22 protein-coding genes are annotated in these 19,045 nt (G+C 69.1%); 16 read left to right on the forward strand and 6 right to left on the reverse strand.

Translation table 11 applies throughout. The annotated features are described in order from the left end of the window. The first annotated feature begins 2 nt into the window (after positions 1-2). From panD to AC0GNO_RS02465, 11 genes are all read left to right on the forward strand, one after another. On the forward strand, positions 3-419 hold the full coding sequence (panD, locus tag AC0GNO_RS02415; RefSeq protein ID WP_236965711.1) for an aspartate 1-decarboxylase: 417 nt from the start codon (positions 3-5) through the stop codon (positions 417-419). Continuing rightward, on the forward strand, positions 416-1,798 hold the full coding sequence (gene bioA, locus AC0GNO_RS02420) for an adenosylmethionine--8-amino-7-oxononanoate transaminase (protein WP_472902809.1): 1,383 nt from the start codon (positions 416-418) through the stop codon (positions 1,796-1,798). The genes panD and bioA overlap by 4 nt, the downstream gene beginning before the upstream one ends. Then, positions 1,788-2,465 (forward strand): dethiobiotin synthase, encoded by a 678-nt coding sequence (gene bioD / locus AC0GNO_RS02425; RefSeq protein WP_472902810.1) that lies wholly within the window; start codon positions 1,788-1,790, stop codon positions 2,463-2,465. Before bioA ends, bioD begins: the two co-directional genes overlap by 11 nt. 10 nt (positions 2,466-2,475) lie before the next feature. After that, positions 2,476-3,723: an 8-amino-7-oxononanoate synthase gene (bioF, locus tag AC0GNO_RS02430; protein ID WP_472902811.1), complete on the forward strand. Its 1,248-nt coding sequence runs from the start codon at positions 2,476-2,478 to the stop codon at positions 3,721-3,723. Continuing rightward, complete coding sequence (gene cbiB, locus AC0GNO_RS02435) at positions 3,720-4,697, forward strand: adenosylcobinamide-phosphate synthase CbiB (protein ID WP_472902812.1); 978 nt, start codon at positions 3,720-3,722, stop codon at positions 4,695-4,697. The genes bioF and cbiB overlap by 4 nt, the downstream gene beginning before the upstream one ends. Continuing rightward, positions 4,694-5,674, forward strand: coding sequence for an aminotransferase class I/II-fold pyridoxal phosphate-dependent enzyme (locus AC0GNO_RS02440; RefSeq protein ID WP_472902813.1), 981 nt, complete (start codon positions 4,694-4,696; stop codon positions 5,672-5,674). The genes cbiB and AC0GNO_RS02440 overlap by 4 nt, the downstream gene beginning before the upstream one ends. Next, positions 5,671-7,137: a cobyric acid synthase gene (locus tag AC0GNO_RS02445; protein ID WP_472902814.1), complete on the forward strand. Its 1,467-nt coding sequence runs from the start codon at positions 5,671-5,673 to the stop codon at positions 7,135-7,137. The genes AC0GNO_RS02440 and AC0GNO_RS02445 overlap by 4 nt, the downstream gene beginning before the upstream one ends. A gap of 3 nt (positions 7,138-7,140) precedes the next feature. Beyond that, positions 7,141-8,208: a nicotinate-nucleotide--dimethylbenzimidazole phosphoribosyltransferase gene (cobT, locus tag AC0GNO_RS02450; RefSeq protein ID WP_472902815.1), complete on the forward strand. Its 1,068-nt coding sequence runs from the start codon at positions 7,141-7,143 to the stop codon at positions 8,206-8,208. Positions 8,209-8,335: 127 nt separating this feature from the next. Continuing rightward, positions 8,336-9,145, forward strand: coding sequence for an adenosylcobinamide-GDP ribazoletransferase (locus tag AC0GNO_RS02455; RefSeq protein ID WP_472902816.1), 810 nt, complete (start codon positions 8,336-8,338; stop codon positions 9,143-9,145). Then, positions 9,142-9,696 (forward strand): histidine phosphatase family protein, encoded by a 555-nt coding sequence (locus AC0GNO_RS02460; protein WP_472902817.1) that lies wholly within the window; start codon positions 9,142-9,144, stop codon positions 9,694-9,696. The genes AC0GNO_RS02455 and AC0GNO_RS02460 overlap by 4 nt, the downstream gene beginning before the upstream one ends. Positions 9,697-9,756: 60 nt before the next feature. Beyond that, positions 9,757-11,037, forward strand: coding sequence for a DUF445 domain-containing protein (locus AC0GNO_RS02465; RefSeq protein ID WP_472902818.1), 1,281 nt, complete (start codon positions 9,757-9,759; stop codon positions 11,035-11,037). Here the strand turns inward: AC0GNO_RS02465 and nth are convergent. Continuing rightward, a complete protein-coding gene (nth, locus tag AC0GNO_RS02470) occupies positions 11,034-11,669 on the reverse strand; it encodes an endonuclease III (RefSeq protein WP_472902819.1) in 636 nt (211 codons plus the stop codon). The genes AC0GNO_RS02465 and nth overlap by 4 nt on opposite strands. A 14-nt stretch (positions 11,670-11,683) precedes the next feature. Then, complete coding sequence (locus AC0GNO_RS02475; protein ID WP_472902820.1) at positions 11,684-12,181, reverse strand: DUF2059 domain-containing protein; 498 nt, start codon at positions 12,179-12,181, stop codon at positions 11,684-11,686. A 78-nt stretch (positions 12,182-12,259) separates the two neighbouring features. Between AC0GNO_RS02475 and AC0GNO_RS02480 the strand changes: the two genes are divergently transcribed. From AC0GNO_RS02480 to AC0GNO_RS02490, 3 genes are read left to right on the forward strand one after another with little or no spacing between them, the layout of a single operon-like run. Continuing rightward, a complete protein-coding gene (locus tag AC0GNO_RS02480; RefSeq protein WP_472902988.1) occupies positions 12,260-13,450 on the forward strand; it encodes an aminotransferase-like domain-containing protein in 1,191 nt (396 codons plus the stop codon). 59 nt (positions 13,451-13,509) lie between these two features. Then, positions 13,510-14,007 (forward strand): GNAT family N-acetyltransferase, encoded by a 498-nt coding sequence (locus AC0GNO_RS02485; RefSeq protein WP_472902821.1) that lies wholly within the window; start codon positions 13,510-13,512, stop codon positions 14,005-14,007. A gap of 23 nt (positions 14,008-14,030) precedes the next feature. Further along, a complete protein-coding gene (locus tag AC0GNO_RS02490; RefSeq protein WP_472902822.1) occupies positions 14,031-14,567 on the forward strand; it encodes a flavin reductase family protein in 537 nt (178 codons plus the stop codon). Between the two features lie 115 nt (positions 14,568-14,682). On the opposite strand, the gene AC0GNO_RS02495 is transcribed toward AC0GNO_RS02490, so the two are convergent. Further along, positions 14,683-15,282: a lysophospholipid acyltransferase family protein gene (locus AC0GNO_RS02495; RefSeq protein ID WP_472902823.1), complete on the reverse strand. Its 600-nt coding sequence runs from the start codon at positions 15,280-15,282 to the stop codon at positions 14,683-14,685. 82 nt (positions 15,283-15,364) lie between these two features. Between AC0GNO_RS02495 and AC0GNO_RS02500 the strand changes: the two genes are divergently transcribed. Both AC0GNO_RS02500 and AC0GNO_RS02505 read left to right on the forward strand, forming a co-directional pair. Beyond that, positions 15,365-16,189 carry an alpha/beta fold hydrolase gene (locus AC0GNO_RS02500; RefSeq protein WP_472902824.1) on the forward strand — a complete coding sequence of 275 codons (825 nt, stop codon included), beginning with the start codon at positions 15,365-15,367 and terminating at the stop codon, positions 16,187-16,189. Beyond that, a complete protein-coding gene (locus AC0GNO_RS02505; protein ID WP_472887162.1) occupies positions 16,186-16,404 on the forward strand; it encodes a DUF3820 family protein in 219 nt (72 codons plus the stop codon). Before AC0GNO_RS02500 ends, AC0GNO_RS02505 begins: the two co-directional genes overlap by 4 nt. Before the next feature lie 30 nt (positions 16,405-16,434). Here AC0GNO_RS02505 and AC0GNO_RS02510 read toward each other — a convergent pair whose 3' ends face one another. The 3 genes from AC0GNO_RS02510 to AC0GNO_RS02520 all read right to left on the reverse strand — a co-directional run bounded on the left by AC0GNO_RS02510 (position 16,435) and on the right by AC0GNO_RS02520 (position 19,031). Continuing rightward, positions 16,435-16,989 (reverse strand): NUDIX hydrolase, encoded by a 555-nt coding sequence (locus AC0GNO_RS02510; protein WP_472887161.1) that lies wholly within the window; start codon positions 16,987-16,989, stop codon positions 16,435-16,437. 86 nt (positions 16,990-17,075) lie between these two features. Continuing rightward, the gene (locus tag AC0GNO_RS02515; protein WP_472887160.1) at positions 17,076-18,128 is read right to left on the reverse strand and encodes a TRAP transporter substrate-binding protein; all 1,053 of its coding nucleotides are present in this window, start codon (positions 18,126-18,128) and stop codon (positions 17,076-17,078) included. A 207-nt stretch (positions 18,129-18,335) separates the two neighbouring features. Beyond that, positions 18,336-19,031, reverse strand: a complete 696-nt coding sequence (locus AC0GNO_RS02520; RefSeq protein ID WP_472902825.1) for a fumarylacetoacetate hydrolase family protein — start codon at positions 19,029-19,031, stop codon at positions 18,336-18,338. Positions 19,032-19,045: the final 14 nt, after the last annotated feature.

Consider the following 19,045-nt stretch of genomic DNA (forward strand, 5'->3'; position numbering starts at 1 on the left):
TCATGTTCCGCACCCTGCTGAAATCCAAAATCCACCGCGCCACCGTCACCCACTGCGAGCTGCACTACGAAGGCTCCTGCGGCATCGACGAAGACCTGCTGGAGGCGAGCAACATTCGCCCCAACGAACAGGTGCACATCTGGAACGTCAACAACGGCGAACGTTTCATCACCTACGCCATCAAGTCGCCGCGCGGCAGCGGCATCATCTCGCTCAATGGCTCGGCCGCCCGGCGCGCCAGCGTGGGCGACCTGGTGATCATCGCGGCCTTCGGCATGGTGCACGAAGACAAGCTCGACGAGGTGATCCCCAAGCTGGTGTTTCCCGATGCCGCCAACCGCATCGTCGAGACCCGCAGCGAGCCCGCCGGTCCGCAGGCCGGCGACCCGGTCATCCTGCCCCTGGGCGCCGAGCTTTGACGCTGCCCGTGTCGGCCAATGCCGCCTGGCGCCAGCGCAGCCTGGCCGCCGTCTGGCACCCGTGCACCCAGATGAAGCTGCACGCGCCCGACGGCGCGGCGTTGCCGCTGATCCCAGTGGTACGGGCCGAGGGCGTGTGGCTGCACGACCACGAGGGCCGGCGCTACCTCGACGCGATCAGCTCCTGGTGGGTCAACCTGTTCGGCCACAACCACCCCGCGATCCGCGCCGCGCTCATCGACCAGCTGCACACGCTGGACCACGTGATGCTGGCCGGCTTCACCCACGGGCCGGTGGTTGAACTCTCCGAGCGGCTGGCCGCGCTCACCGGCCTGGGCCACGCCTTCTACGGCAGCGACGGCGCCAGCGCCACCGAAATCGCGCTGAAGATGAGCGCCCACCACTGGCGCAACGCGGGTCGGACAGACAAGTGCCGGTTCGTCGGTGTGGCCGGGGGCTACCACGGCGAGACCGTGGGCGCGCTCGCCGTGACCGACATTGCGCTGTTCCGCGAAGCCTATGCGCCGCTGGTGCGCCTGGCCGCCACCGTGCCCAGCCCCGACGCCCGGCAGGCCGCGCCCGGCGAGACCCCGGCCGACGTGGCCGAGCGGGCCGCCGCCGCCCTGGGCGAGTGGCTGGCCGCCCACGCGCACGAAACCGCCGCCGTGATCATCGAGCCGCTGATCCAGTGCGCCGCCGGCATGGCCATGCACCACCCCGTGTACCTGCGGCGCGCACGCGAACTCTGCGACCAGCACCAGGTGCACCTGGTGCTCGACGAGATCGCGGTCGGCTTCGGCCGCACCGGCACCCTGTTTGCGCACGAGCAGGCGGGCATCCGGCCCGACTTTCTCTGCCTCTCCAAGGGCCTGACCGGCGGCACGCTGCCGCTGTCGGTGGTGCTCACCACCGACGCGGTGTTTGCGGCCTTTTACGACGACGAGGTGGCGCGCGGCTTTCTGCACTCGCACAGCTACACCGGCAACCCGCTGGCCTGCCGCGCCGCGCTGGCCACGCTGGACCTGTTTGACCAGACCGACGCGCTGCGCCAGAACCTGGGCACCAGCGAGCGGCTGGCCGCGCAGTTCGCGCCGATCTCCAACCACCCGCGTGTGCGCTTCGCGCGTCGCAAGGGCATGGTCTTCGCGTGGGACGTGCTCAGCAGCCTGCCCGACTTCGGCCGCCGCTACGCCCGCCACGCGCTGGCGCAGGGGCTGCTGCTGCGGCCCATCGGCCACACGCTCTACGCCATGCCGCCCTATGTGATCGACGAGGCCGAAGGCGAGCTGCTGGCCCGGGGCGCGCTGACCGCGCTGCAGGCCACGCTGGCCGAAGAAACCGGCCCGGCGCCGGTGAGCGGGGTGCCCGATGGCGTTTGACGGCTGCTTCGTCACCGGCACCGACACCGGCGTGGGCAAGACGCTGGTGAGCGCCGCGCTGCTGCACACGCTGGCGCGCCACCATGCCCGCGTGGTCGGCATGAAGCCGGTGGCGGCCGGCCTGGTGCAACAGGGCGGCGAGTGGGTCGCGGAAGACGCACTGGCCTTGCGCGCCGCGTCCACCGTGGCCGTGCCGGCCGCGCTGGACAACCCGGTGATGCTGCCCGAGCCGCTCTCGCCCCACCTGGCCGCCGCGCGCGCGGGCCGGCGCGTGGGCGTGGCCGAGCTGGTGGCGGCGCACCGCGGGCTGCGAGCCCTGGCCGACGTGGTGCTGGTCGAAGGCTCGGGCGGCTGGCGCGTGCCGCTGAACGACAACGAGACCCTGGCCGACCTGGCGGTGGCGCTGGCCCTGCCGGTGGTGTTGGTGGTGGGGCTGCGCCTGGGTTGCCTGAACCACGCGCTGCTGACGGCCGAAGCCATCCGCGCCGACGGCCTGCAGCTGGCCGGCTGGGTGGCCAACACTGTGGACCCGGCCATGGCCTGCCGCGACGAGAACATTCACACGCTGCGCCAGCGCCTCGGCGCGCCGCTGCTGGGCGTCGTGCCCTGGCAGCCGGTGCCGGACGCGCGCGCTGTGCAACTGGAACTGCCTGAAACATGGCGTTGAAAGGAAGGCCATGAGCTGGCTGAACGAATTTGACGACCGACTCGCCGCGCTGGACGCGCAGTCGCTGCGCCGCGTGCGCCGCGCGGTCTCGCCCGAGCCGGGCGCTCGTCTCAACGTGGACGGTGAGTCCCTGCTGGCCTTCTGCAGCAACGACTACCTGGGTCTGGCGCAAGACCCGCTGCTGCGCCAGGCGGTGCGCGCCGCGGTGGACCGCTACGGCGTGGGCTCCGGGGCCTCGCCCATGGTCAGTGGCCACAGCGTGGCCAACGCGGCGCTGGAGCGCGAGCTGGCCGAGGCCGTGGGGCTGCCGCGCGCGCTGTATTTCTACGCCGGCTACGCCACCAACGCGAGCATCGTGCCGGCGCTGGTGGGCGAGGGCGACGCGCTGTTCTCCGACGCGCTGAACCACGCCTGCCTGATCGACGGCGCGCGCCTGTCCAAAGCCACGGTGCACCGCTTCCCCCACGGCGACCTGACCCGGCTCGACGCGCTGCTGGCCGCCAGTCCGGCGCGCCGCAAGCTGGTGATCAGCGACGCGGTGTTCAGCATGGACGGCGACGTGGCCGACATCACCGGCCTGCACGCACTCTGCGAGCGGCACGACGCGCTGCTGTTGCTGGACGACGCGCACGGCTTCGGCGTGCTGGGGCCGCAGGGCCGGGGCGCGCTGGCTGCCGCCGGCCTCACCGGTGCGGGCGCTTCACCGCGCGTGCTCTACATGGCAACGCTGGGCAAGGCCCTGGGCGTGGCGGGCGCCTTCGTGGCCGGGCCTGAGCGTCTGGTGGAGTGGCTGCTGCAGAAGACGCGCAGCTACACCTACGCCACGGCCGCGCCGGCCCTGCTGGCCGAGGCCGTGCGCGCCGGGCTGCGCTGTGTGCTGGGCGCCGAGGGCGAGCGCCGGCGCCAGCACCTGGCCGCGCTGATCGCGCAGCTTCGCGCGGGTCTCGCGCCCGGCGCCCACGCGGCCATCGACGCCGCCGGCTGGGCACTGATGCCCTCGGACACCGCGATCCAGCCGCTGGTGATCGGCGACAACGCCGCCGCGCTGGACGTGATGAAGCGCCTGCGCGAACAGGGCCTGTGGGTGCCCGCCATCCGCCCGCCCACCGTGCCCGAGGGCACGGCCCGTTTGCGCATCGCGTTGTCGGCTGCGCACCAGGCCGACGACGTGGACCAGCTCCTGGCGGCGCTGCGCTCGGCCGCGGCCGGGCGGCTGGCCCTGGCCGACGCCGCCGCGCTGCAGGGCGCCGCGCCATGATCGAACCGCAGGCGCTGTCGCCGGTGGCCTTCGGCGCCCTCGCGGTGCTGGTGGCGCTGGGGGTGGACCGCCTGTGGGGCGAGCCGGCGGCGCGCTGGCACCCGGTGGTGGGGATGGGGCGTTACCTCGGCTGGGCCGGCGAGCGCATCGCCACACCGGTGCCCACGCCGCAAGCTCACCGGTGGCGCGTGTTCGCGCGCGGTGCGCTGGCCTGGCTGCTGGGGGCCGCGCTGGTGGCGCTGAGCGCCTGGGCGCTGGCCCGTGCGCTGGGCGCGGCGCCGGGGTGGCTGCAGGCGCTGGCACTGGGCGTGTTGCTCAAGCCGCTGCTGGCCTGGCGCATGTTGCGCGACGAGGTGCGGGCCGTGGAGGCTGCATTGGCTGATTCGTTGCCGGCCGGACGCGAACGCCTGGCCTGGCTGGTGAGCCGCGACGTGAACGCGCTCGATGCGGCGCAGGTGCGCGAGAGCGCCATCGAGACCCTGGCGGAAAACCTCAACGACTCGGTGGTCGCGCCGCTGTTCTGGTTCGCCGTGGCCGGCCTGCCGGGCGCCGCGCTCTACCGCTTCGCCAACACGGCCGACGCCATGTGGGGCTACCGGGGCGAGCGCCAGGGCCGCGACTGGACCTGGGCCGGCAAGTGGGCCGCGCGGGCCGACGACGTGCTGTCGTGGTTGCCGGCGCGCCTCACGGCCGCGCTGCTCGGCGGGCTGGGCGCCGCCAACACCTTGAAGCAACTGCCTTCGCAGGCCGGCCTCACCCCTTCGCCCAACAGCGGCTGGCCCATGGCGGCCATGGCGCTGGCGCTCGACGTGAGCCTGGCCAAACCCGGCGTGTACACCCTGCACCCGGCCGGCCGCAGCCCGCAGGCGGCCGACACCGCGCGCGCCCTGCGACTGGCGGGCCGGGTGGTGGGCGTGCTCGCGCTGCTGGCCGGTGTGGTGATCCTTTTCGCCGCAGGGAGGGCGTTCGCATGAGCGGCATTCACGGCGGCACCGATGCCCTGGGCGTGCCTCGCTGGGACTTCTCCACCAACGCCAACGCCGTCGGGCCGTGCCCCATGGCGCTGGCCGCCGTGCAGCGGGCCGATCCGCAGCACTACCCCGACCCCGGTTACACGGGCCTGCGCAGCAGGCTCGCCGCGTTCCACGACGTGGCGGTCGAGCGCATCGTGGTCGCGGGCAGCGCCAGCGAGTTCATCGCGCGCGTCACGGCCGCCGTGGCGCGCTCGGGCGGACGGCGGGTGTGGTTGCCCGTGCTGTCCTACGGCGACTACGCGCAGGCCGCGAAGGCCTGGGGCCTGCAGCGGGTGAACGATCCCTCCCAGGCCGACCTGCTCTGGCTGTGCGAGCCCGCCAGCCCGCTGGGCACCGCCGAGCCCATGGCGAACGCCGTGGCGGAGCAGGGCGGTGTGGTGGTGCTCGACCGCGCTTACGAGCCGCTGCGCCTGAGCGGGCACGGCAGCCTGGGCGCCGAGGCGCTGGACCGCGTGTGGCAACTCTGGTCGCCCAACAAGGCGCTGGGGTTGACGGGGGTGCGCGGCGCCTACGCCATCGCGCCGCTGCAGGGCCTGACCCTGGCGCAGACGCTGACCCGGATGGCGCCCTCGTGGCCGCTGGGCGCCCACGCGGTCGCGATGCTCACCGCCTGGGTACAGGTCGACACCCAGCGCTGGCTGGCGCAGAGCTGCGTGCAGCTGGCCGAGTGGAAGACCGCTCAACGGGCGATGCTGCAAGACGCCGGCTGGGTGTGCCTGCCGAGCGAAGCCAACTACGTCTGCGCCCGGGCGCCGCACGCGCTGGACGTGCCCGCGCTGCGCGCCCAGGGCATCAAACTGCGCGACACCACCTCGCTGGGCCTGCCGGGCCACTGGCGGCTCGGTGTGTTGCCACCAGAGGCCCAGCAGGCGCTGCACACCGCAGTGCTGGAAACCACGAAGGAAACCTCCCCATGACAGCGGTCTGTGTGATGGTGCTCGGCACCACCAGCGGTGCCGGCAAGAGCTGGCTCACCACAGCGCTGTGCCGCCACTACGCGCGCCAGGGGTTGAAAGTCGCCCCGTTCAAGGCGCAGAACATGAGCAACAACGCGCGGGTGGTGGCAGGTCCCGGTGGTGCGCTCGGCGAAATCGGCAGCGCCCAGTACTTTCAGGCCCTGGCCGCGCGAGCCGAGCCCGAGGTGCGCATGAATCCGCTGCTGCTCAAGCCCGAGGCCGACACGCGCAGCCAGGTGGTGTTGATGGGGCAGGTGAGTGAAGAACTCTCCAGCATGCCCTGGCGCGGCCGCAGCGAGAAAGTCTGGCCGGCGATCACGGCCGCGCTCGACGCGCTGCGCGAAGAGAACGACGTGGTGGTGATCGAGGGCGCGGGTTCGCCGGCCGAGATCAACCTGCATGCCAGCGACATCGTCAACATGCGCATCGCGCGCCATGCGCAGGCGCGCTGCCTGCTGGTGACCGACATCGACCGCGGCGGCGCCTTTGCCCACCTCTACGGCACCTGGGCGCTGCTGCCGGAAGACGAGCGCGCACTCATCAAGGGCTTCGTGCTCAACAAGTTCCGGGGCGACGCCACGCTGCTCGCGCCCGGCCCGCAGATGCTGCAGGACCTGACCGGCGTGCCCACCGTGGCGACGCTGCCGATGTGGTGGCAACACGGCCTGCCAGAGGAAGACGGGGTGTTCGATGACCGCACCCTCGCTTCCGGCGCGGTGCAGACAACGATTGCCGTCATCGCCTGGCCGCGCATCAGCAACCTGGACGAATTCCAGCCGCTGAAGAACGTGCCCGGTGTGCGCCTGGTCTGGGCGCGCACACCGGCCGATTGCGCGGGCGCCGACTGGATCGTGCTGCCGGGCTCCAAGGCGACCGTGGCCGACCTCGCCTGGCTGCGCGCACAGGGGCTGGACCGCGCCGTGGCCGAACACGCGGCCTCGGGCGGGGCGGTGCTGGGCATCTGTGGCGGCCTGCAGATGCTGGGCGAGGCGCTGATCGACACGCATGGGATTGATGGCAACGCGCCCGGCCTGGGCCTGCTGCCGCTGGTGACCGCGTTCGATCCGCAGAAAACCGTGCGCCACACGCAGGCCCGTTTCAGCGCGCTCGCCGGCCGCTGGAGCGAGCTGTCGGGGGTGGAAACCGCCGGCTACGAAATCCACCACGGGCAGACTGCCCAGCACCCGGCCATGGCCGCCAAGGGCGACGTGGCGCGCGAGGTGATGCCCGGCCTGGCCTGGCAGAACACCACCGGCAACGTGCTCGGCGTCTACCTGCACGGCCTGTTTGAAGACCCGCGCGTGCTGCACGCGCTGTTTGGCGCCAGCGCGCCCACGCTGGAGAGCGTGTTCGACGGCCTGGCCGACTTTATTCAAACCCATGTCGAGCCCGGTGTGCTCGACGCCCTCATCCAACCGGACTGAACCATGACCACCACCGTTCCCACCATCGCCGACATCACCCAACCCGTGCTGGCGGCGCGCCTGCAACACAAGCTGGACAACAAGACCAAGCCGCAGGGCTCGCTCGGCCGCATCGAGGCGCTGGCGCAGCGCATCGGCCTGATCCTCGGCAGCGAAACACCCGAACTCAAAGAACCCCAGCTGGTGGTGTTCGCCGGCGACCACGGCCTGGCCGCGCGCGGCGTGTCGGCCTACCCGAGCGACGTGACCTGGCAGATGGTCGAAAACTTCCTGGCCGGTGGCGCCGCGGTGAGCGTGCTCGCGCGGCAACACGGCATCGGCCTCACGGTGGTGGACTGCGGCGTGCGCCACGACTTCGCGCCCCGTCCCGGCCTCGTGATCAACAAGATCGCGCCCGGCACCGCCGATGCGCTGGAAGGCCCGGCCATGAGCGCCGCGCAGTGCGAGGCGGCGCTCGCCAACGGGGCCGCCCTGGTGCGCGGGTTGCCGGGCAACGCGCTGCTGCTGGGTGAAATGGGTATCGGCAACACCTCGGCGGCTTCGCTGCTGCTTGCGCGCCTGGCCGGGCTGTCGGTGGCCGACTGTACCGGTGCCGGCACCGGGCTCGACGCCGAGGCCGTGCAACGCAAGATCGGCATCCTGCGCCAGGTGCTGGCGCGCCACCCCGATGCCAAGGACCCGCTGGCCGCGCTGGCCGCTTTCGGCGGTTTCGAGATCGCCACCATGGTGGGCGCGGTGCTGCAGGCCGCGGCCGAGCGCCGCGTGATCGTGGTGGACGGTTTCATCGCCAGCGCGGCCGTGCTGGTGGCCAGCGCGTTGCAACCGGCCGTGCTGCAGCGCTGCGTGTTCGCGCACCGCTCGGGCGAACGCGGCCACGCGCTCATGCTCGCCCACCTGCGCGCCGAGCCACTGCTCGACCTGGGCCTGCGCCTGGGCGAAGGCTCGGGCGCGGCCATGGCCTGGCCGCTGCTCATGTCGGCCTGCGCCATCCTGCGCGAGATGGCGAGCTTTGAATCGGCCGGTGTGTCGCGCCAGGACGATGCGCCGGTCGTCGGCGTCGCCCCGGTCTGAGGCCGAGGCGGTGGAGCGCGGTGACTTCGAACCAGGCAGCCGTGGGACCGGCTCCGCCGGGCCACTGGCTGCGTCCCCCCTCCCGCAGGAGAGGGGGGAGGCCGCGCAGCGGTGCAGGGGGGTGTTCATGCCTCTGAAGCATTTTTTCATCGCCCTCCAGTTCTTCACCCGCATCCCGGTGACCGGTCGGCTGGCGGACTGGGTCGGTTTTTCGCCCGCCATGCTGCGCGCGAGCGCCGCGCACTTCCCCGGTGTGGGATGGGTGGTGGGCGGGCTCACGGCTGCCGTGTTTTGTGGCCTTCTCTCGCTGTTGCCGGCGCAGCCCGCCGCGCCCTGGGTGGCGGCCATCGGATGCACGGTTTTCAGCGTGCTGCTCACCGGCGCGTTCCATGAAGACGGTCTGGCCGATCTGGCCGATGGCCTGGGTGGCAGTCCGAACCGGGAGCGCGCGCTTGAGATCATGAAGGACTCGCGCATCGGCAGCTACGGTGCCGTGGCGCTGGTGCTGACCTTGCTGTGCAAGGTGGCGCTCATCGCGCTGCTGGCGCAGGCCGGTGGCCTGCTGCTGGCGAGCGCGGCACTGTTTGGTGCCCACGTCAGCTCGCGCCTCATGCCGCTGTTCATCATCCGCACGCTGCCGCACGTGGGCGACACGCCCACGTCCAAATCCAAGCCGCTGGCTGAAAGCATCGGCAACGCGGGTGTGTTCACCGGCCTGCTGTGGTGGGCGCTGGCCATGGGGGTGGTGGTCAGCCTGCAGCCGGCCCTGCACTGGCTCGCCGCAGTGCTCGGCGCCTTGCTGGGCCTCGCCTGGATGTGGCGCCTGCTGCGCCGCCGACTGCAGGGTTTCACCGGTGACGGCCTGGGTGCCACGCAGCAGGTGTGCGAAGTGCTGTTCTACCTGGGCATGGCACTGGGTCTGGGCTGGCGCGTATGAAACTCTGGCTGCTGCGCCACGCCCGGGTGGAGCTCGAATCCGGGTTCTGCTACGGCGCAACCGACGTGCCGGCCAACGCCGCGCTTACGCTGCAGGCCGCCGAGGCCGCGGCGGCAATGCTGCCGCCCGGGTTGCCGGTGTGGGTGTCGGGCCTGGGCCGTGCGCAGCAGCTGGCACTGGAACTGGCCAGCCTGCGGCCCGACCTCGGCGACCCGGCCATCGACACCCGCCTGAACGAAATGAACTTTGGCCACTGGGAACTGCAGCGCTGGGACGACATTCCGCGCGCCGCGTTCGACGTCTGGATGGCCGACTTCGCGCACCACCGCTTCGGTGGCGCCGAGAGCACGCAGCAGCTCATTGATCGCGTGGCCGACGCGCTGGACGCGCTGCGTGAGAGCGCGTTCGGCGAAGCGGTCTGGGTCACCCACGCCGGCGTGATCCGCGCGGCGCAGTTCGTCGCCGCCCACGGCCGCGGACCCATCGGCGGCGTGGCGCAGTGGCCAAAAGACGCGCCCGGCACCGGCGGCCACCTCTGCCTTGACTGGTAGTCCGGCGCAAAAAGGCTCAGCCTCTACCAGTGCACACTGTGGCCCATGAACCTCCCGCCGATGAAACCCCCCGCCAGCCTGGCCCGCATGAAGGCGCTGGCGCTCGGCTTGCTGCTGATGGCCGTGGTGATCTATGTCGTGGCCACGCTGCTCACCCCGCTCCACGGCGCCTGGGCCTATGTGGCCGCCGCAGCGGGTGCGGCGGTGGTCGGCGCGCTGGCCGACTGGTTCGCGGTGGTCGCGCTGTTCCGCCACCCGCTGGGCCTGCCCATCCCGCACACCGCCATCATCGTGGCCAACAAGGACCGGCTGGGCGCGCAGCTCGCGCGTTTTCTGGGCACGCACTTCCTCACCGCCGAACACGTGCGCCCCATGCTGGCGCGCTGGGACGTGGGGCAGGAACTGGGCCGCTGGCTGGCGCAGCCCGAGTCGGCCGCCCGCGTGGGCCGGTGGCTGCAGCAGGCCACGCCGGCCTTGCTGAACGCGCTCGACCAGACCCTCGTGCGGCAGTGGGTGGCCCAACTCGCGCAGCGCCTGCTGCGCCAGGTGGACTTGGCCACGCTCGGCGGGCAGGCGCTCGCCGCTCTCACGCAACACGGCCACCACCAGCAATGGCTCAACGGCCTGTTGCAGCAGATGGCGCACTGGGCCGAACAGGACACGGTGCAAGAGCAGCTCACCGAGCGCATCGCGGGCGAACTCAAACAACTCAAATACGTGGGCCTCGACCAGATGGCCGCGCGCCTGGCCACGCGCAAGCTCGTGGCCGCGCTCACGCACACCCTGGCCGATGTGGCGGCCGACCCGCAACACGAGCTGCGCCACCGGTTTGATGACTGGATGGCGCAGTCGATCCAGCGCCTGCAGACCGACGCCGACTGGCAGGCACGCGTGGCCACCTGGCGCGACGCCTGGCTGGACCAGCCGCAATGGAACGAGCCCATCGAAGCCTGGTGGCACGAGGTGATGCAGCGCCTGGGCAACGAGGCGCAGCAACCCGACACCGCGCTCGCCGCGCGCTACGCCAGCGTGGTGCAGACCGCCGGGCGGCAGCTGCTGGCCGACGCCACGCTGCGCGACTGGCTCAATGCCCAGGCGCAGCAGGTGCTGCTGCGTGCGCTGGAGGGCAGCCGCGACAACATCGTCGGCTTCGTGGCGCAGCGGGTGGAGGCCTGGGACGCGCACGACATGAGCCGCGTGCTGGAAGACCACATCGGCCGCGACCTGCAGTTCATCCGCATCAACGGCACGCTGGTGGGGGCGCTGGTGGGGCTGCTGCTGCACGCCGCCACCGAGATCGCGACGAAGCTGCCCGTGGTGCAGGGCTGGATGTCGCCTTAACCGGCCGTCTTCGGCTTGAAGTCGCAATACGCCGACACCGCGCAGCGGTGGCACAGCGGCTTGCGCGCCTGGCACACATAACGCCCGAGCAGGATCAGCCAGTGGTGTGAGTCCACCGCGTAGGCGGGCGGCACGCGCTTCATCAGCTGCTGCTCGACCGCCAGCGGCGTCTTGCCGGGGGCCAGACCGGTGCGGTTGCTGACGCGGAAGATGTGCGTGTCCACCGCCATCGTGGGCTGGCCGAAGGCCACGTTGAGCACCACGTTGGCGGTCTTGCGGCCCACGCCGGGCAGGGCTTCGAGGGCCTCGCGGGTGCGTGGCACCTCGCCGCCGTGTTGATCCACCAACATCTGGCAGGTCTGCATCAGATGCTTGGCCTTGCTGCGGTACAGGCCGATGGTCTTGATGTAACTCTCCAGGCCCTCTTGCCCGAGCGCCAGGATTTTCTGCGGTGTGTTCGCCACGGGAAACAGTTTGCGCGTTGCCTTGTTCACGCCCACGTCGGTGGCCTGGGCCGAGAGCAGCACCGCCGTCAGCAACTCGAACACGCTGGTGTATTCCAGCTCGGTCACCGGGTGCGGATTGGCGGCCTGGAGGGTTGAAAAAAAAGCTTCGATGGCGGCGGGTTTCATGGGCTGATGCGGGTTTACAGGGTGACGCCCTTGGACGCGAGCCGTTCCCTGACCCGCTGTTCCACCTTGGGCCCGAGCAGGCGGCCGAACTGCACGCCGATCTCGAACGATTCCCGGTTGAGCGCGGGCGTGACGAGGGTGAGCTTGCGGCCGGTGTCCGACGCGTAGAACACCAGCAGTTGCCGGATGTCCTCGGCGCTGAAATGCTTGTGGTACAGGTGCACCATCAGCACCTTGAACACGCCGATGTTTTCATCAAACACCGCTTCGTGGGCCTCGGCGACGATCTGGAGGTGCTCTTCCGTCAACTTGGGCTGTTTCTGGCGCAGTTGCTGCACCAGTTGCTGCAACACGGTGTTCATGTTGGCGCGCGCGTTGCTCAGGGTCTGGGTGAGCTCCAGCAGTTGCTCGATGTCGGCCCGCTTGGCCTCGTCGAGGTCTTGCGCCCAGGCGCTCTGACCGAGCGTCAGGCACAGAGCCAGGGCAGCGATCAGAGAGCGGATGGAGGGCATGGGCAGATCGGGTGAAGTGGCGGGGCGTCTGCTATCTTATGTGCTTCCCATTCCAGACACCGAGACACAGCCATGCCTCTGCAATTCGCCGACCGCCTCAACAACGTCGAAACCTCCGCCATCCGCGAACTCTTCAAGCTGCTGGGCAAGCCCGGCATCATCAGCTTTGCCGGCGGCTTTCCCGACAGCGCCATGTTCGACGTGGACGGCATCCGCGAAGCCGTCAACGCCGCACTGACCGAAGAACCTGGCGGCGCCCTGCAATACGGCGCTACCGAGGGTTACAACCCGCTGCGCGAACAGCTCGCCGCGTTCATGACCAGCAAGGGCAACCAGGGTGTGACGGCCAACGACCTCATCGTCACCACCGGCAGCCAGCAGGCGCTGGACCTGCTGGGCAAGACGCTCGTGTCGCCCGGCGACAAGGTCATCGTCGAGGGCCCCACCTTCCTCGCCACTATCCAGTGTTTCCGTCTCTACGGCGCGCAGCTCATCAGCGCACCGGTGGACGGCAACGGCGTGAAGACCGACGAGCTGGAGCAGCTGATCGAAGAACACAAGCCCAAATTCGTCTATCTCATCCCCACCTTCGGCAACCCCAGCGGCGCCATGCTCAGCCTGGAGCGGCGCCAGCGCGTGCTGGAAATGGCGGTGAAGCACAACACGCTGATCGTGGAAGACGACCCGTACGGCGATCTCTACTTCGGCGAAGCGCCACCCCCGAGCCTGCTGGCCCTCAGCGCCAGCGTGCCCGGCAGCCGCGAGTTGCTGGTGCACTGCGGTTCCCTGAGCAAGGTGCTGAGCCCCGGCCTGCGCGTGGGCTGGATGGTCGGCTCGGCCGAGCTGCTGGCCAAGGCGACCATGTGCAAACAGTTCAGCGACGCCCACACCAGCACCTTTGCCCAGGCCACCGCTGCGCAGTACCTGAAAGCCGGCCGCATGCCCGCCACGCTCGCCAAGGTGCGCGCCGTCTACGCCGAACGCGCCACCGCCATGGGCAACGCCCTGCGTCGCGAGCTGGGCGACGCCATCGAGTTCGTGCAACCCCAGGGCGGCCTGTTCGTCTGGGCCCGCCTCACCGGTGCGGGCGGCAAGGTGGCCGACGGTGGCGAACTGGCGAAGCGCGCGATTGAAAAAGGCGTGGCCTTCGTGCCCGGCGCGCCGTTCTACGCCACGAACCCCGACCACGCGACCCTGCGCCTCTCGTTTGCGACGGTGGGGGTGGAGAAGATTGAAGAGGGGGTGGGGCGGTTGGGCGCAGCGGTTTGATCTGTTGACTCCCACTTCTTCAGCGCCCAAAACCCAAAGACCCTGACCGGCTCTACACCATGATCCGGCCCGAAACGCCCGCCGATGCAGACGCCATCGCGGCCCTCACCACGGCCGCCTTCCTGAACGCACCCCACACCAGCCACACCGAGGCCTTCATCGTCAACGCGCTGCGCCGCGCCGGTGCGATGAGTCTGTCGCTGGTGGCGGAGCAGGGTGGCGAACTGGTCGGGCATGTGGCGACCTCGCCGGTGGTCATTGCCGACGGCACGCCGGGCTGGCATGGGCTGGGGCCGATTTCGGTGTTGCCGGTTCGCCAAGGGCAGGGCATCGGATCGGCGCTGATGCAGGCCGCGCTGCAGGCGCTGCGCGAGCAGGGTGCGGCGGGCATCATGCTGGTGGGCGATCCGGGCTACTACAGGCGTTTCGGCTTCCGCAATCAACCGCAATTGGTCTACCCGGACATTCCGCCGGAATACTTCATGGTGCTGCCGTTCACCGATGCCTTGCCGCACGGCACGGTGCTCTTCCACGAGGCGTTCGGCGCGACATCCTGAATCTGCGCAACGGGAGCCCACCTATGGCCAAAAGATCGTTCCCGCTCGCCAAGGCCTACACCCTGCTCGAACCCGGCCCGGTGGTGCTGCTGACCACGGCGAGCGGCGGGCAGACGGATGTGATGGTGCAATCGTGGCACCTGATGCTGGAGTTCGAGCCGCCGCTGGTGGGCTGCGTGGTCAGCCCGCGCAACCATTCGTATGGCTTGCTCAAGGCGTCGCACGAGTGCGTGATCAACATCCCCTCGGTGGAGATCGCGGAGCAGGTGGTGGCGTGTGGCAATTCATCGGGCCGCAACGTGGACAAGTTCGAGCGCTTCGGGCTCACGCCGGTGCCGGCCAAAGTGGTGGGCGCACCGTTGATCAAGGAGTGTTTTGCCAGCCTGGAGTGCCGCGTGGTGGACACGGGCATGGTGGCGAAGTACGGTCTGTTTGTGCTGGAGGTGGTGAAGGCCTGGGTGGACCCGGCGCACAAGGACGCGCGCACCTTGCACCACCGCGGGCGCGGGCGTTTCATGGTGGCGGGCGAGACGATCCAGCTCCAATCAAAAATGAAATAGCCGGACCACGCCTTTCACCGACCTGGACGGTGTGCGCCTGGCGGTGCCGAATTTCCGCCAGGAGCGGCGTGAGCGCATGGAGCGTTGCGCGGAACAGGCGGGTTGACCTGCAGGCTCACTCGATCGGCTCGGCTTCAAACTGCGCCGCGTTCTTGCCCTTGAAAGGCGCGTAAAACGCCTTGATCGCGGCCATGTCGGCCTCGATGTCGCCGGTGGGCAGGAACAGCGGGCCCAGGCCGCTGCGTTTGGTGGCGTAGTCCATGTAGGCCATGACGATGGGCACCTGGGCTGTGCGGGCGATGTAGTAGAAGCCGGTCTTCCAGTAGCGCGTCTTGCTGCGCGTGCCTTCGGGCGGCACGATGAGTTGCAGCGGTCCGTCGGCGGCGCGGATGGCGTCGGCCGAAGCGGCCACCAGGTTGCTGGATTGAGCGCGGTTCACCGGGATGCCGCCGAGCCAGCGCATCAGGCCGCCAAACGGGGCTTTGAAGATGCTTTGCTTGCCCATCCAGTAGGGGTTCAGGCGCAGGGCGAAGGCCACCATGAGGGTGTAGGGCAGGTCCCAGTTGCTGGTGTGGGGCGCGGCGATGAACACGCTCCGGGTCGCCTGCGGTGGCAGGCTGCCTTCGACCGTCCAGCCGGTCATTTTCAGGAAAGCCAGCGAAAAGCCGCGCAGCAGGGCGTTGACCACCGGGGTGGTGAAGATGGTTCGGTGCATGGCCGGGGAGTATCGTGCAAGACACCGCCAGGCCCTGGCGCGCGCTACCATCGCCGCCACTTCATTTGACGGACATCAAGCCATGACCCCAACCCTCGATGTGCAGGGACTGACGGTGCAGATCGAGGGCCACGGCCCCACGGTGGTGATGCTGCACGGCTGGCCCGACACGCTGGCGCTGTGGGACGGCGCGGTGCGGGCGCTGAGCGACAGTTACCGCTGCGTGCGCTTCTCGCTGCCGGGCTTCGACCTCTCGAAGCCGCCTCGCCCCGTGTCGGTGCATGAGATGTGCGAACTGGTGGCTGCCGTGGTGGACGCGGTGAGCCCGGACGAGCCGGTGACGCTGCTGCTGCACGACTGGGGCTGTTTCTTCGGCTACGAGTACGCGGCACGAAACCCGCAGCGCGTGGTGCGGGTGGTGGGTACCGACATTGGCGACACCAATTCGGGCGCCTACCTCAAGTCGCTCAAGACCAAGGAAAAGCTGATGATCGCGGGCTACCAGCTCTGGCTGGCTGTGGCCTGGAAGCTCGGGGGCTGGCTGCCGGGCCTGGCCGACCGCATGACGCGCTTCATGGCGCGCACCATCGGTTGCCGCACCCCGCCCGAGCGCATGGGCTGGCAGATGAACTATCCCTACGCCATGCAGTGGTTCGGCTCGTACGGCGGCCTGCGCGGCGTGGCGCGGGTGGACAAGGTGTTCGGCCCGCAGATCCCCACGCTGTTCTGCTTCGGTCGGCGCAAGCCTTTCATGTTCCATTCACCGCGCTGGCTCGCGGCCCTGGGCACGACGCCGGGCAGCCAGGTGCAGGGCTTTGACGCCGGGCACTGGCTGATGTTTCAGAAGCCCGTCCAGTTTCACACCGCGGTGCGGGCCTGGCTGGACGGCGGAGGCGCCGAGCGATGAAGGCTGAGGACCTGGAACGCCTGATCACAACCGAGATGCCCTTCGGCAAACACAAGGGCACGCCCATCGCCGACCTGCCGGGCAACTACCTGAACTGGTTTGCGCGCGAGGGCTTTCCGAAGGGTGATGTCGGCCGCCTGTTGCAACTGATGCACGAGATCGACCACAACGGCCTGAGCGATCTGCTGGCGCCGTTGCGCCAGCGGCGTTCCTGACCCGCCCTGCATCGCCAGCGCCGTCAGCCCTCAGGCGATGTCGAAGGCATGGAAGCCGAACTGCCCGCGCCGGCGGTCGGCAAAGTAGTGCTCCAGCGTTTCCCGCACGGTGCGGAACGCGATCTCGTCCCAGGGGATCTGGTCTTCGGTGAACAGCCGGGCCTCGATGGTTTCGAAGCCGGGGTTGAAGTGCTCGCTGAGCAGGCGGGCGCGGTAGTACAGGTGGACCTGGCCCACACGCGCCACGTTCATGAGCGTGAAGAGTTCGCCCAGCACGATCTGCGCGCCGGCCTCTTCGTCGGTTTCACGCAGCGCGCCTTCGGCCGTGGTTTCGCCCAGTTCCATGAAGCCGGCGGGCAGGGTCCATTTGCCACGGCGCGGTTCGATGTTGCGCAGGCAGAGCAGCACGTATTCACCCGTCTCGCCCCACACCGGCACGGTGCCCACCACATTGAGCGGGTTTTCATAGTGGACGGTGTGGCAGACGGTGCAGATGGCGCGGGGTTTGGTGTCACCGTCGTCGGGGAGTCGGTAGGTGACGGCGGCGCCGCATTCTCTGCAGTGTTGGATGGGGCTGCGGTGCATGCTGCAAAGTGTAGGGGAAATGAAAAAGGGCTCCTTGCGGAGCCCTTCAAGACACCGGGGTGCAAGGCACCCGGCGCTGGAGGCGGTCAGCCCTTGGTGGTCTTGCCGTGTTTGGCGATCAGCGACTTGGCGGTGTCCAGCAGTTGCTTGCCGTTGAAGCCTCGCTTGTCCATGTCCTGCATCCATTCCACTTCGACCAGGCGCGCCTTGCGCTTGAATTCCTGGGCTTCTGCGGCGGGGATGGTGTAGATGCTGTTGCCCAGCTTGACGGCCGACTCGCGGCCGGGCGCGTCGCCACCCTGCTGCACCTTGCCCAGCCAGGCCGAGGTTTCCATGCCGGAGTTCTTGTCGATGACGGCCTTGAGGTCGGCTGGCAGCGCGTTGTACTTGGCCTTGTTCATGGCCAGGATGAAAGTCGTGGTGTACAGCGCGCCGCCCGCCGGGTCGAACTCGCTGTGGAACTTGGCCAGTTCCTGCACCTTGACGGCCGGCACCACTTCCCAGGGGATCACGCAGCCGTTGATGACACCTTTGGAAAGCGCGTCGGGAATCTGCGGCAGCGGCATGCCCACGGGCGAAGCGCCGAGGTAGCCGAGCATCTTGGTGATCTGGCGGGTCGGGCCGCGCACCTTGGAACCCTTGAGGTCTTCGGCGGTTTTGATCTGCTTGTCGCGCATGTGGAACATGCCGGGCCCGTGCACCTGCAGGGCGATGGGGTGCACATCCTTGAACTCGTCCTGGGCAACGGTCTGCACGTATTCCCAGTAAGCCTTGGACGTGGCTTCGGCGTTGTTCATCATGAACGGCAGCTCGAACACTTCGATGCGCGGGAAGCGGCCCGGCGTGTTGCCCGGCAGGGTCCAGACGATGTCGACCACGCCGTCCTTGGCCTGGTCGTACAGCTGCACCGGCGAACCACCGAGCTGCATGGCAGGGTAGGCCTCGAACTTGATGCGGCCGCCCGAGTCTTTGGTGACTTTGTCCATCCAGGCCTTGTGCATGTTGAGCCACACATTGGACTGCGGCGACATGAACGTGTGGAACTTGAGGGTGACGGTCTGCTGGGCAAAGCCGACAAGCGCCGGGGCGCCGAAGGCCACGGCGGCGCCGGACTGAAGCAGGGTTCTGCGCTGGATCATGGGATGTTCTCCTGTGTTGTAGGGGGAAATGGGGTGGCCGACGGCTGATGACCCAGTGACGGTAAACGTTTTGTTGCGCTGCGGGACAGAGGTCAAACCCGCAACGCGGACATTCCGCCTGGGTTTGTGTGATTTAATTTTGTGAAATCAGTTCACGATGGTTGAATTGTAGGTATTCAACCCTGCTGGTTAACCCTGACGTCTTTTTCAGGCCACCTTGACGCTGATGCTGGTCAGGCCGTCCACCCCACCGCTCATGGTGTCGCCCTTGACCACCGCGGCCACGCCTTCGGGCGTGCCGGTGTAGATCAGGTCGCCCGGCTGCAGTTCCCAGGCATTGGACAGGTGTTCGATGGTTTCGGCGATGTTCCAGATGAGTTTGCTCACGTTGCTGCGCTGGCGGTCGCTGCCGTTGACCTGCACCCAGATCGCGGCGTTGCCGATGTCGCCCGCCTCGGCCGCGGGGGTGATGGGGCCGATGGGTGCGGACTGGTCATAGCCCTTGCCGATGCACCAGGGGCGGCCCTGCTTTTTCATCTCGGTCTGCAGGTCGCGACGCGTCATGTCCAGGCCGACCGCGTAGCCAAAGATGTGCTTCGCTGCGTCTTCGGCACGGATGCCACGCCCACCCTGGCCGATGGCGACCACGAGCTCGATCTCATGGTGCAGGTTCGACGTGAGGCTGGGGTAGGGAATGACGGCGGTTTTGCCGGCTTCGGCGACCACGATGGCGTCGGCCGGTTTGAGAAAGAAGAACGGCGGCTCGCGGCCGGTGAAGCCCATTTCTTTTGCATGTTCTTCGTAGTTGCGGCCCACGCAGTAGATGCGGTGGACCGGGAAGCGTTCGGCGCGGCCGACCACGGGCACGGAAACGACGGGCGGCGGGGTGAAAACATAGCTCATGGCGGGTGTCCTGG

The organism is Hydrogenophaga sp. L310, from assembly GCF_055703065.1.

Coding starts and splice junctions, on each gene's coding strand:
- panD (WP_236965711.1), top strand. CDS start 3: ATGTTCCGCACCCTGCTGAAATCCAAAATCCACCGCGCCACCGTCACC.
- bioD (WP_472902810.1), top strand. CDS start 1,788: ATGGCGTTTGACGGCTGCTTCGTCACCGGCACCGACACCGGCGTGGGC.
- bioF (WP_472902811.1), top strand. CDS start 2,476: ATGAGCTGGCTGAACGAATTTGACGACCGACTCGCCGCGCTGGACGCG.
- cbiB (WP_472902812.1), top strand. CDS start 3,720: ATGATCGAACCGCAGGCGCTGTCGCCGGTGGCCTTCGGCGCCCTCGCG.
- AC0GNO_RS02440 (WP_472902813.1), top strand. CDS start 4,694: ATGAGCGGCATTCACGGCGGCACCGATGCCCTGGGCGTGCCTCGCTGG.
- AC0GNO_RS02445 (WP_472902814.1), top strand. CDS start 5,671: ATGACAGCGGTCTGTGTGATGGTGCTCGGCACCACCAGCGGTGCCGGC.
- cobT (WP_472902815.1), top strand. CDS start 7,141: ATGACCACCACCGTTCCCACCATCGCCGACATCACCCAACCCGTGCTG.
- AC0GNO_RS02455 (WP_472902816.1), top strand. CDS start 8,336: ATGCCTCTGAAGCATTTTTTCATCGCCCTCCAGTTCTTCACCCGCATC.
- AC0GNO_RS02460 (WP_472902817.1), top strand. CDS start 9,142: ATGAAACTCTGGCTGCTGCGCCACGCCCGGGTGGAGCTCGAATCCGGG.
- AC0GNO_RS02465 (WP_472902818.1), top strand. CDS start 9,757: ATGAAACCCCCCGCCAGCCTGGCCCGCATGAAGGCGCTGGCGCTCGGC.
- nth (WP_472902819.1), bottom strand. CDS start 11,669: ATGAAACCCGCCGCCATCGAAGCTTTTTTTTCAACCCTCCAGGCCGCC.
- AC0GNO_RS02475 (WP_472902820.1), bottom strand. CDS start 12,181: ATGCCCTCCATCCGCTCTCTGATCGCTGCCCTGGCTCTGTGCCTGACG.
- AC0GNO_RS02485 (WP_472902821.1), top strand. CDS start 13,510: ATGATCCGGCCCGAAACGCCCGCCGATGCAGACGCCATCGCGGCCCTC.
- AC0GNO_RS02490 (WP_472902822.1), top strand. CDS start 14,031: ATGGCCAAAAGATCGTTCCCGCTCGCCAAGGCCTACACCCTGCTCGAA.
- AC0GNO_RS02495 (WP_472902823.1), bottom strand. CDS start 15,282: ATGCACCGAACCATCTTCACCACCCCGGTGGTCAACGCCCTGCTGCGC.
- AC0GNO_RS02500 (WP_472902824.1), top strand. CDS start 15,365: ATGACCCCAACCCTCGATGTGCAGGGACTGACGGTGCAGATCGAGGGC.
- AC0GNO_RS02505 (WP_472887162.1), top strand. CDS start 16,186: ATGAAGGCTGAGGACCTGGAACGCCTGATCACAACCGAGATGCCCTTC.
- AC0GNO_RS02510 (WP_472887161.1), bottom strand. CDS start 16,989: ATGCACCGCAGCCCCATCCAACACTGCAGAGAATGCGGCGCCGCCGTC.
- AC0GNO_RS02515 (WP_472887160.1), bottom strand. CDS start 18,128: ATGATCCAGCGCAGAACCCTGCTTCAGTCCGGCGCCGCCGTGGCCTTC.
- AC0GNO_RS02520 (WP_472902825.1), bottom strand. CDS start 19,031: ATGAGCTATGTTTTCACCCCGCCGCCCGTCGTTTCCGTGCCCGTGGTC.